This is a genomic window from Bartonella sp. HY038, assembly GCF_014117425.1.
Classification (GTDB): Bacteria; Pseudomonadota; Alphaproteobacteria; order Rhizobiales; family Rhizobiaceae; genus HY038.
The window spans coordinates 2,866,889-2,879,011 of the sequence record NZ_CP059725.1 but is presented as its reverse complement, the minus strand read 5'-3'; the positions used below and the strand labels follow the sequence as shown (position 1 = coordinate 2,879,011).

Sequence of the window (12,123 nt, the reverse complement as noted above, 5' to 3'; positions counted from 1 at the left end):
TATCCTATTAGGGGCTTTGTCCTTTAGTAAAGTTTTGGCATTTCATTATTGGGGATTATTTCATAAAGATTACTGTCCAATGTTCCCTCTAACGTTTCTTTATTTAAAAAGCGTTTCAATGATAAAAAACGAAATTGGTAATAATCATTTTGATTTTTGACCCAGAAATTTAAATTTAGTTTAATAAATTTATTAAGTCCATCATGTTTTAAATATAGCTCGTAAAATTTATCATAACATTTATAAACATCAATTTTATTATATAGTACAATATTTATAATAACTTGTTGGTAATCCCACCATGGATCTAAATATGATATTTTCCACAATTTTTCATTATGCTGTTTTAATTGATCTTCAAGGGTATCAATTTCTAATTTAAATTCTGGAAATTGAAATTGCATCTTTCTTTTCTCCCCTTTTATTAGTCGTAATACATTATACAAAATTTAAACTAAGTTCGATTTAATTGATGGAAGCGGTGGTATTGCTTATTTATAACGGTAAAATAATTAAAGAGAATTTCAACTTAATTGATGAAGAAGAGCTGCGATTTTTGCGATTTTAAAAAACTTTAAATATAAGATTTTCGTTTAAGATGAAATTTCAAGGTTTTATCGTTGGTTTATTTGATGGTTATTTTTGATAAAGCTTATTTTTTTACCTTCAACTTCAATAATGCCGATAGGTGCTTTATAAAGATTGGTTAGCATTGTTTCGTTCATGACATCATGGGTTTTACCGCAACACAGCATATTATTATCCTTGATCATTAAAACATCATCAGCAATGTCAAAGGCTTGGTCTGGATGATGGGTTGTAAAAATGATTGTGCGTCCTTGGTGTTTTAACGCGCCAAGTAGCTGGATGACATGGGATTGATTGTAAAAATCAAGACTTGCGGTTGGCTCGTCCAATATGATTGCTTGGGCATTTTGCATTAATGCGCGGGCGATTAAAACAAGTTGTCGTTGCCCGCCGCTCAAGCTGGCATAGTCTTGGTTGGCAAGATGCAAGATATTTAATTGATCAAGAATAGTGCGGGCTTGTTGCTCATCCCTCTGGTTGGGGTGGGCAAAAACGCTCATTTGCCCAGCTTTTCCCATGGTTACCATTTGCAAAACACTAAAAGCAAAGCCGATTTGCATATTTTGCGGCACATAGGAAAGGACTTTGGCGCGTTCTTGCAAATTTAAGCTGCTAATTTCGCAAGAGTTAAGGAAAATTTTCCCTGATAAGGGAGGCAATAGGCCAAGTAAGGTTTTGAGTAAAGTGCTTTTACCCTCGCCATTAGCACCAAGAATACAAAGGACGCTGCCTTGCTTGATTGAAAAATCAATATTTTGGCAGATCATTTTGCGATGATAACCAATAGTAAGGTTTTGAACGCTGATCAAAGTTTGCATTTATTTTCCTTTGATTAACAGCCAAATGAAAATTGGCGCACCAATAATGGCGGTTAAAATGCCAAGCGGGATTTCAGTTGCGGCAAGTGAGCGGGCGCAGCTATCAACAAAGAGTAAAAATATTGCACCAATAATAGCTGATGTTGGACCAACACGCCCAAAACTTGGGCCAACAATCATGCGGCTAATATGGGGAACAACAAGACCAACCCAGCCAATAATACCAGCAATTGAAACGGCAATTGAGGTGAGTAAAGTGGCGCAAAGAATAGTGGTAAGGCGGATTTGTCCTGTGTTAATGCCGATTGTTTTAGCCTCTTCTTCACCAAGGGTCATGACATCAATGCGAAAACGCATGGCAATTAATATAGTAATACCAATGATAAAAAATGGTGCTAATAGCAAAATATTATCAAGCTCTACCCGGCTTAAACTTCCTAACAACCAAAAGGTGATAATCGGTAGTTTTTCATAAGGGTCACCAATAATTTTTAAAAGCGATACGCCTGCACCAAACAGGCCGCCAACAACAATACCAGCCAAAACGAGCACCAAAGTGACATCGCGCCGTGGTACAAGTCGAGCAATGAGAAGAACGATAGCAACAGCACCAATACCGCCCAAAAAAGCACCGACCTGAATGGCAAATAGGCTTAACGAGGCAACAATGGCTAAACATGCGCCAAAAGCTGCGCCTGAAGAAACCGCCAATATATCTGGTGAAACAAGGGGATTTCGAAAAATGCTTTGATAGGCAGCGCCGGCACAAGAAAATGCGCCGCCAATCAAAATCGCGGCAAAAATTCGCGGCGCTCTAATATTTTCAATGATACTGATTATCGTATCATTGGGTCGCTCACCGCCAAAAATACGCCATTCTAACCATTGTAAAAATGTTGATGCTGATATTGGATAGGCGCCAATTTTTAAATTGATGAGAATAACAGCAATTAAAAATAACGGCAGCCCTATCCATTGCAAAAGTTTGATTTTCATTGAGAACCAGTTTTTTGCGGTTGAGTGCTAATCATGAGGTCATCAAATGCCTTATCATCAAGCGTGATATGATAAAATAGGTCATAAAATTCACCAGCGGTGGCTTTGATATCCACATCATAGTTTTCTGGATAAAGAATATGGGTGAGCCAAATGACGCCAATGGCGCGATTGACTGAAGGGGGAACATCAATCCAACTATAAGGCATGGATGGGGCAAGATAAACCTTGTTGTTTTTAACCGCACGCAAGTGCTGCCATAAGGGATCGCTGGCGATAGTTTCCATAAATTTTGGATTTGAAGCAATGATAATATCAGGATCAAGAGCTAAAATGTGATCCATGGATAATTGTAATATGCCTTGGCTACCAATATTAGCATCAACTGCATTGATCGCGCCAGCGCGTTCAATCACTTCTGCATGGATAGAACCGCTGCGCCCCGTTTCTTTACCATCGACACCACGGGCATAATAAATACGCGGACGCTTATCCTGCGGGATCTGATCTATTGCGGTTTTTACCGCTTTCATATGGTTTTCAAGCCACAGCGCGCGTTTTTCACCTTCATCTGGTTTATTGATTGCTTTTCCAATCTCTCGATAGGCTTTCGGGAAATTGTCTAAACTGCCATCAAACAGGATATAGGGAATATTAGTGCGCTTACGCACCATTTGGGCAAGTTCAAGGTCAACCGTGCCAACATTTCCTAAATCAATAATGACATCAGGTTTTGCCAATAAAAAACGTTCAATATTGGCTTCACTGCCAACCCGTCCGCCAAGAGAGCCAATGACCGGCATGTCAACGGCTCGTTGCCCTAAAAATTCGCGGCGCTTTTCACCAATTTCGCTTGGCCAACCCATCATTAAATCTGGTGCAAGCGTATAAAGGAAAACACTGGCTGGCGGCCCTGCGGGGGCGACCTTGGCGATTTGGTCTGGTATTTTTACAACTGTGCCTGTTGCATCAATTATTTCAGACGCTTTTGCAAAGCTTGGAACTAATATTAAGATTATGAATAAATAACGCAGTAAGACCATTGCACAGACCTTTATTTCCACTATGAGCTCGTTTTTTTGAACAGAGTTTTTTGCAAAACTTTATGCATTAGAAAAAAATACTATTTACACTAGCTCTAAAAAACATTACGGTATATAGGTAAACTACATAACGATTTATAATTCAAGTAGCCATTAAGGTTAAATAGAAAAAATATCACCTTTGTTCATGTCTAATATACTGACATGCAAGGGGTGGTTTTTTGCAAACTTTTTTGGCGCATTGTGCACTTTAATCGTATATTTCTTAATCATATTTTTCCTTGAGGGGTCTTGGAAATGAAAGACAACCAAAAAACACTGCATAGCCTCATAAAGGCTATGCTTTTTGCCGCCGTATCGTTTTTGACCTTATCGCAAGCCGCATTTTCCGCGCCAGTTGAAGGGCAAGACCAAAATGCGTCATCGTCACCAAGCAGTTTAGAAAATCAAAACCGTACTGATGATAATAATGCAGGTGTCTTCACCCTTGGTACAATTACAGTTTTTGGCGCAAGAGCCAATGCTGCTACGAGCGGTTTATCGGTTTCTGAAAGCACTGTTACATCAGAAGATATTCGCGTTTATAACCGCAACACTTTGGGCGATGCACTTAAAGTGACACCTGGTGTTATAGTTCATAGTTCTGGTGGGCGGCGCAATGAAAACCGCTATTATATTCGTGGTTTTGATATGAATCAGGCGCCGTTGATGGTTGACGGCGTCCAAATTTATCTGCCCTATGATAATGGCCTTGATATTAATCGATTTTTGACACCTGATTTATCACAAATACAGGTGCAAAAGGGCTATGTATCGGTACTGAATGGCCCTGGTGGCATGGGCGGTGCTGTCAATCTGGTGACCCGCCGCCCAGAAAAAGCCTTGGAAGTTGAATTTCGTCCCACTGTTGAATTTGGCAATACAGGTAGGGTTGCCAATTATACCACCTATGGTTATGTTGGCAGTAAGCAAGACACTTATTATGTACAAGCAAGTGGTGTTTATAGCGATAATGATGGCTTTTTTCTCTCCCGCCATTTTGATCCAGTGGTTATTGGCAATAGTATTATTGAAAATGGTGGCCGTCGTGATTTTTCATCATCAAGGGATTGGCGCGGTAATTTGAAAATTGGCTTTACGCCAAATGAAACCGATGAATATACGATTAATTATACCAAGCAAGAAGGCCACAAGGATTCGCCCTATTCAATTTTTGCGCCTGTTGATGGTTTAACAACCAAACCGCCTAAAGGTCTTGGTTACCAAGCCAATTGGAATTGGCCGCAATGGGATGTTGAAACCATATCATTGTCAAGCCACACTGAATTTGGCGAGCATACTTATCTCAATACGCGGTTTTTCTATGCTGAATTTGACAATACCATTGCAGCCTATGATGACTATCACTTTAATAGCCAGTTTAAGGGCAAGGCTTTTCGCTCAACCTATCATGACAAAAGCTATGGTATGAGCATGGAAGCTGGTACCAAGCTATTTGAACGCAATGATTTAAAAGCTGCTTTCCATTTTCGCCGTGATGAGCATGAAGAGCATAATATCAACCAGCCTTCTAAGCCAACCGCTATATATGATCCGGTAACGGGGCAAGATGAAAATATTTTTTCAATCGCGGTTGAAAATACTTTTCATGCCACGGATAAGCTCGACTTAGTTGGTGGTATTAGCTATGATTATCGTGATTTAAAAAATGCTGAATATCTCATTAAAGGGACTCGTGATATTGGGCATTTTGAACTTTCTGATGATGATGCAATAAACTGGCAAATGGCAGCAATTTATCGCCTAACCACTACTGCAGAGTGGCATGCCAGCGTTTCTAGCCGCACACGCTTTCCAACTATTAAAGAACGTTTTTCAAGTCGCTTTGGCGCGGCTGTTCCAAATCCGTGGGTGAAAGCGGAACGCGCAACAAATTATGAAATTGGCTGGTCAGACTTTGTAACCTCTGATCTTGAGGTAAGCACTGCAGTGTTTTACAACAATGTTGAGGATATGATTGATTCTGTCTATCTTGGCGTTATGAACAGCGATGGCCGTGAAATGGCACAAAGTCGCAATGTTGGTAAAGCTCGATATTACGGCATTGAATTAAAGGCTGAATGGCAAATTAATGAAAACCTACTTTTTGGTGGAAATTATAGCTATTTGAAGGGCAAGATCACGTCGCCGAATGAAAGCGAAACATTGGTGACGGGTAAGCCGCAACATCAAGCTTTCATTTATGGTAAATGGACGCCGATTGAAAAGCTCACCATTTCACCTAGCATCGAAATTGCTTCTTGGCGTTATTCACGCAGCGCAATCCAAAATATTTATCGCAAAGCTGATGGTTATGTTATCGGCAATATTTCTGCCGAATATAGCTTTACGGATAATGCAAGCTTGCTCGCAGGGGTGAGAAATATTAGCGATGAAAATTATGAAGTTGAAGCTGGTTATCCAGAGGCTGGACGAACATTTTTTTTAAGTGGCCGTTTTACTTTTTAAGCTGAAAGTTTACGAAAATATAAAGCGCTGGTCTAACATTTTAGGCCAGCGCTTTTTTTGTTTCTAGACGAAAAATTGGTTTTCAATTTTGAATAAATACTCTAGATTTTTTGTGTATCAAAATGTTTAAATAAAAACATAAAGAACCTAAAAAGGGGAAGAGATAATATGATTTTGATTGGGCAATTAGACTCACCTTATGTGCGCCGTGTTGCAATTTCTGCGGCCTTTATGGGGCTTGAATTTGAGCGCAAGAACCTTTCGGTCTTTCGGGATATTCCAGAGTTTTCAACTTATAATCCTGTATTGAAATCGCCTTCTTTTGTGAGTGATGACGATATAGTTTTAATGGATTCAACTTTAATTATTCAATATCTTGAAGCGCAAACACAAAAGCAACGTAGCCTTTTACCAAAAGATAATCTTGCGCTAGAGTTGAGGATTATTGGGCTTGCTTTAGCAGCTAGTGATAAAAGCGTCCAAATTGAATATGAAGAAAAGCGTCCTATAAGTGAACGCTCTCCAAATTGGCTAGCGCGAATAATAGAACAAATGCTGAGTGCTTTTTCTCTTTTAGAGCAAGAATATCAGAAAATATCGACACCTTGGCTTCATGGTGAGGAAATTATGCAAAGTGATATAACAACCGCCATTGCTTTGAATTTTTCTTATAATACCGTGCCGGATTTGATTACCAAACAAAGCTATCCAGCACTTAACCAACATTGGCAAAGGGCAGAAATGTTGGATATTTTTAAACAATATCCTTATTGTTAATTTTATTATTGAGAAAATTATTCCATAATAAGTATATGGTATGATGAATATAATTTTAAAATAAAAACAGGATGATTGTCTTTTTAAATCAAACTTAAGACAAAAACTTGTATAAAGACTGATTATGACACCTCTTTGCTATATTGCATGGCAAAATCATGCCAAACGGATGGAATTATGACCATAGAAGTTGAAAATCACAATTGGCAAGCAAAACTGGCGCGTGTGCGTCGGCTGACCTTTGCTATTTTGATTTTCGAGCGTTTATGGCCGTTGGTCTTGCCGGTTATTTTAGTGGTTTTGAGCTTTTTTGCGCTTTCATGGTTTGGCATTTTTAAAATGGCTTCCGGTTTAACGCAAATTGGCTTGCTATTGGTTTTTGCATGTTTACTGTTTTGGTGTTTGCTGAAATTGTTGGATTTCAGATCACCCACTCGTAGTGATGTTGATAACCGAATTGAAAAAGCAAGTGGCTTAAAGTTTCAGCCAATTCTTGCGCAATATGATGCGCTACCGCCAACCAGTGATGAAGTTGCTAAAATATTGTGGCAAGCACATCGCCAACGCTTGGTTAAATCCTTAAATAATTTACAAAGTGGCTACCCATCGCCCAATATTCCGCGCCAAGATCCCTATGGTTTGCGCTCGATTATTATTTTAAGTTTTGCTATTGCTTTTGCCTATAGTTTTAGCCCATCCTCAGGGCGCATTGATGATGCATTTTATTTTGGCAAACATGCCGACTGGTCCAATATGCGCGTTGATGCGTGGGTTGCGCCGCCTGAATATACAGGGCGCGCTCCGATTTATTTAATTGAAAATAATACATCTTCCAAAACGGACGGACAGTTTGATGTGCCAGTCAATAGTATTGTTAATTTGCGTATTAGCAGTGCTGATACGCGCTTAAAACTTACTGCTAATTGGCATGATGGTGACAATACGCTTAAAAGTGAAGACATTGCAGCTAAGGCCGATGATAATAGCGATGTTATGGCTTATGATGTCAAATTAACCAAAGCGGTTACGCTTTCCTTGACTGGCCCGCATACGGATTTAAGTTGGAATTTTAATGCAATTGCCGACCAATCCCCGCGCATCAGCTGGGAAGGTGATCCCAAAAGGGCAATTAATGGTTTGCTTGATTTAAGCTATAAAATTGATGATGATTATGGTGCGGTTAAAGCTTGGGCAACGATGGAACTCGCAAAGGATGATGATGGCGAGATCCCATTATCTAAAGGGCACCAGCTTTTTCCAGTGCCTGATATTACTTTAACATTGCCACGCAATGGTAAGGGAATTACTCGTACATCGAAAGATTTTGCCGCAAATCCTTGGGCCGGCGCTAAGGTTTATATGACCTTGCATGCACAAGATGCAGCAGGTAACCTTGCATCAAGTGAGCCTAAGGAGTTGGTTTTGCCGCAACGCAGTTTTGGCAATCCACTTGCCCGCGCTTTGATTGAGCAGCGCGGCCTATTGATTGCAGATACAGCCAATAAAGATCATATTCTTGATATGCTTTATGCCGTGCAAATTCGTCCAAAAGATACAATTAAGAATGCCACAACGGTGATAACCCTTGCGAGTGTTAAGCGCCGCCTTGCCGGTGCTAATAATGATGAAGAATTTCGCAATATTGCCGACTATTTATGGGATATTGCCGTTGGAGTTGAAGGTGGCAGCTTAAGCGCAGCAGCACAAAGACTAAAAGCTGCACAGCAAGCCTTGCGCGATGCTTTGCGTAATGGCGCAAGTCAAGACGAGATTGAGCGTTTAATGGCTGAGTTGAAAAACGCCATGTCCGCTTATATGGATGAGCTTGCGCAAAGTGGCCAAAAATTGCAACAACAGCCCGGCCAGCAAATGCAGGACTTGAGTGAAGATGAATTGCAAAAGAAGTTAAAGGAGCTTGAAGACCTTGCCAAAACTGGAAATCGTGCTGCGGCAGAGCAATTATTATCTGAACTTGAAAAAATGATGGATAATATGCAAGTCACCCAAAGTGAGGGGGGCAGCGGTAGTGGTAAGGGCGAGAATAAAGATAGCGCAAAGCAAGAAATGCAGAAAAATATCGATAAATTATCGGATTTAATGCGCCGCCAACAAGAAATGCTTAATGATACTAATAAGATGACTGGCGAACATCAGCGTGGTGAAAAATCTGATGAGGATTTTGCTAAAGATCTTGATGATTTGAAAAAGCGCCAACAAGAATTATCCAGTGATTTAAAAAATCTGCAAGAGGATTTAAAAAAGCAAGGCATGAAACAAGGCGAAGGTCTTGATGATGCAGGGCAAGCGATGGAACAATCGCAAGAAGCGCTAGATAATGAAGATGGCGAATCGTCAACCCAAAGCCAAGCCGATGCCCTTGATGCAATGCGTAATGGCGCGCAGGAAATGATGGCTGAAATGCGTGAAGCCTTGAAGGAAAAAGGTGAAGGCACACCCAATGATGATCGCAAGATTGATCCATTGGGGCGTGAGATGGGCGGCGAGCAAAATCAGCATGGTGATAATGCAATTCCAAGTGAAAGCGATATTCAAAAAGCCCGCCGCATCTTGGATGAAATTAGGAAACGCCTTGGCAATCTCACCCCAGAAATGGAACGCCAATATCTTGAACGCTTGCTAAATTTTGATTGATGCCCATTTGTGTTAAGCTAAGAATTAAACACCAATTATATTAGATAATGTATTTAGCCGAATTGAGGTGGTTCATAAATATTGGCCTTAGGTGCTATGCCGTGATATTTTTCGACCTCGACAAGGCAGGAATTGGCACTGGTGGCTTGGGTGAGCGTTGATGTTCCGTGATCTTGTGTCAAGACATTGGGATTGCCATTTAGCTCAAGCTTGTTACCGTTTTCATCTTGCCATGGATTAAACCAAGCCCCTGTTGCCATTTGTGTGACACCTTGTTTTATATCTTGGCTAGGTTTTGCTATTGCAAGGCAGGCACCGCGCTCGTTAAAAACGCGCACCAGATCATTTTCTTTTATATTTCGCTGTTTTGCATCATCTTCATGGATAAGGATTGGCTGACGGCCATGCTGTTTGGTCGCTTGTGGTTGTGCTGCATGATCCCACTGGCTGTGGAGTTTGTCGCTAGGTTGGCAGGTAAGAAGGTGAAGCGGAAAACTCTTTGTTTTATCTGATCCGAGCCATTCACTTGGTGGTAGCCAGGTTGGATGGGGGGGGCAGTCTTGATAGTTAAAAGCTGCAATGGCTTTTGAATAAATTTCTATTCGTCCTGATGGTGTCCATAAACGGTTTTCATCAGGGGATTGACGAAATTCGCTCAATAGTGGCTTTATTTGCCTTTTAGGAAGTTCAAGATAGCCAATGTCTTGAAATGTGCGATAATTGGGCAAATTAATATGTTGATGCTGAAAAATTTGGCAGCTTTGCTGATATAGCCAATATAGCCAATCCGCTTCGCTACGTTTAGCGGTAAATTGTTCTTCAAAACCTAATCGTTGAGCAAGTTGTTTTAATATCTCATGATCGGTTGTGACGCCTTGCGGTGGCTGGCTTAAGGCTTTGGCATAAGTTAAGAAACTATCATTGCTGGCACTTGCTATATCGTCACGTTCTAGAAACGTGGCGGCTGGAAATACAATATCGGCATGGCGGGCATGGGCGTTCCACCAATGTTCATGGGTGATGATTGTTTGTGGCTTTTGCCAAGCATTAACCAGACGATTTAAATCTTGATGATGATGGAAAGGATTGCCGCCAATCCAATAGACGAGTTTTATATCAGGATAATTTTTGGTTTGGCCGTTAAATTGATAATTGGCATTGGGGTTAAGCAGCATATCGGCAATGCGGGCAACGGGGATTGCGTCTTTGATCGGATTTACCCCTTGCGGTAATGATGGTAGAGCAACTTTGGGGCCATTCATGCCGATATTGCCGGCTGAAGAATAGCCAAAGCCAAAACCTTGTCCTTTTTTTCCGATATTGCCTAGCATAGCACTTAGAGCAATTGTTGCCCAATAGACTTGCTCGCCATGATCGGCACGTTGCAACGACCATGCGACCATGATGAATGTTTTTTTGTCAATTATCTGTTTGCCCAAGGATAAAATTATATCGGCATTAATGTCAGTGATGCCCGCTGCCCAAAGATGATCTTTAATGATACCGTCATTTTTGCCATGAAGATAATCAACAAAATGATCAAAGCCAGTTGTGTATTGATTGATGAAATTATAATTAACTCGATGATTGACGAGGACGTGGTGGCATAAAGCCAATAACAAAGCCGTGTCGCTATTAGGGCGCAAAGAAAGCCATTGGGTTTGAATATCGCTATCGCTTTTAATGGGCGAAATAGAAATAAGGTCAATGCCCTTTTGGCATAGTTTTTGCAAATGGCTATGGGTGTTATGACTAAATAGTCCACCAGAGTTAACCTGTGCATTGCGAATTGGTGTACCGCCAAACATTAAAACAAGTTCGGCTTCATCTAAAATATCGTCATAACTGGTATGATTGGCGACTAAGCCACTAAGACCACCGATAATATGGGGTAAAATTGTTTCGCCAGCGCCATAGCTATAAGTTTGGATTGAGCGAACCGAACCGCCAGCAAGATTGAAAAAGCGTTTTAATTGGCTTTGGGCATGGTGAAAGCGTCCGGCGCTTGACCAACCATAGGAGCCGCTATAAATTGCCTCATTGCCATAAATTTGTTTAATACGGGCAATTTCTTGAGCTGCAAGATCAAGAGCAAAATCCATCTCTACTTCAATAAATTCATCTTGGCCGCGTGTGCCAATTTTTGCTTCTGGTCCATATTCAAGATAGGATTTGCGAATGGCTGGTTTTAAAATGCGGCAAGGTGCAAGGCGGTATTGTGGGTAATCGGTGCCAAAGCTTGCCGGTTGGATATCTTTATGGAAGGGGAAAAGGGTTGCATGATCATGTTGATAAATGCCCCAATGGGTGGTTAGAAAATATTTGCGGTTTTCCATTTACCCATCCTTGCAAGCATTTATGCTTTAACCTTCGATCACGTAAAGAGTGATATTATAATGCGGGGTTAAGTTCAATGATTGCTTATCTTGAAAAAGATCGAATCGTTGATAATTTAATATAAGTAATGCTTAATTTAGCGGTATTAATGACATTAAATGACAGAAAATAGATTGGAATGACCAATTATATTTTTGCTTTTCCAACTCTAATTTTTAAAAAATAATATTTAAAATCAATATATTGTTTGCGTATTGTTAGGTTTATTTGTATGTTTTTGATTTTTTTAACAGTGATTTGCATTTTTTTCTTGCAATGAGAACAAAAGGTGAATATATGACATATATCTTCAAAATGCAAAATTGTATCCAACGACCAAGCAATGGCAAATCAGCTGCTTGATT

8 protein-coding genes are annotated in these 12,123 nt (G+C 40.4%); 3 read left to right on the top strand and 5 right to left on the bottom strand.

Annotated features, from left to right (window positions below; all coding sequences use genetic code 11):
• Positions 1–23: 23 nt before the first annotated feature.
• The 4 genes from H3299_RS12440 to H3299_RS12425 all read right to left on the bottom strand — a co-directional run bounded on the left by H3299_RS12440 (position 24) and on the right by H3299_RS12425 (position 3,445).
• Complete coding sequence (locus H3299_RS12440; protein ID WP_182417965.1) at positions 24–404, bottom strand: hypothetical protein; 381 nt, start codon at positions 402–404, stop codon at positions 24–26.
• A 210-nt stretch (positions 405–614) separates the two neighbouring features.
• Positions 615–1,406, bottom strand: coding sequence for an ABC transporter ATP-binding protein (locus tag H3299_RS12435; protein ID WP_182417964.1), 792 nt, complete (start codon positions 1,404–1,406; stop codon positions 615–617).
• Positions 1,407–2,402 carry an iron ABC transporter permease gene (locus H3299_RS12430; protein ID WP_182417963.1) on the bottom strand — a complete coding sequence of 332 codons (996 nt, stop codon included), beginning with the start codon at positions 2,400–2,402 and terminating at the stop codon, positions 1,407–1,409.
• Complete coding sequence (locus tag H3299_RS12425; RefSeq protein WP_182417962.1) at positions 2,399–3,445, bottom strand: ABC transporter substrate-binding protein; 1,047 nt, start codon at positions 3,443–3,445, stop codon at positions 2,399–2,401. The genes H3299_RS12430 and H3299_RS12425 overlap by 4 nt, the downstream gene beginning before the upstream one ends.
• A gap of 297 nt (positions 3,446–3,742) precedes the next feature.
• On the opposite strand from H3299_RS12425, the gene H3299_RS12420 reads away from it, so the two are divergent.
• From H3299_RS12420 to H3299_RS12410, 3 genes are all read left to right on the top strand, one after another.
• Positions 3,743–5,953, top strand: a complete 2,211-nt coding sequence (locus tag H3299_RS12420) for a TonB-dependent siderophore receptor (RefSeq protein WP_182417961.1) — start codon at positions 3,743–3,745, stop codon at positions 5,951–5,953.
• A gap of 168 nt (positions 5,954–6,121) precedes the next feature.
• Positions 6,122–6,730: a glutathione S-transferase family protein gene (locus tag H3299_RS12415; protein ID WP_182417960.1), complete on the top strand. Its 609-nt coding sequence runs from the start codon at positions 6,122–6,124 to the stop codon at positions 6,728–6,730.
• A gap of 177 nt (positions 6,731–6,907) precedes the next feature.
• The gene (locus H3299_RS12410) at positions 6,908–9,382 is read left to right on the top strand and encodes a TIGR02302 family protein (protein WP_182417959.1); all 2,475 of its coding nucleotides are present in this window, start codon (positions 6,908–6,910) and stop codon (positions 9,380–9,382) included.
• Positions 9,383–9,435: 53 nt separating this feature from the next.
• On the opposite strand, the gene H3299_RS12405 is transcribed toward H3299_RS12410, so the two are convergent.
• Positions 9,436–11,718, bottom strand: coding sequence for a molybdopterin-dependent oxidoreductase (locus H3299_RS12405; RefSeq protein ID WP_182417958.1), 2,283 nt, complete (start codon positions 11,716–11,718; stop codon positions 9,436–9,438).
• Positions 11,719–12,123: the final 405 nt, after the last annotated feature.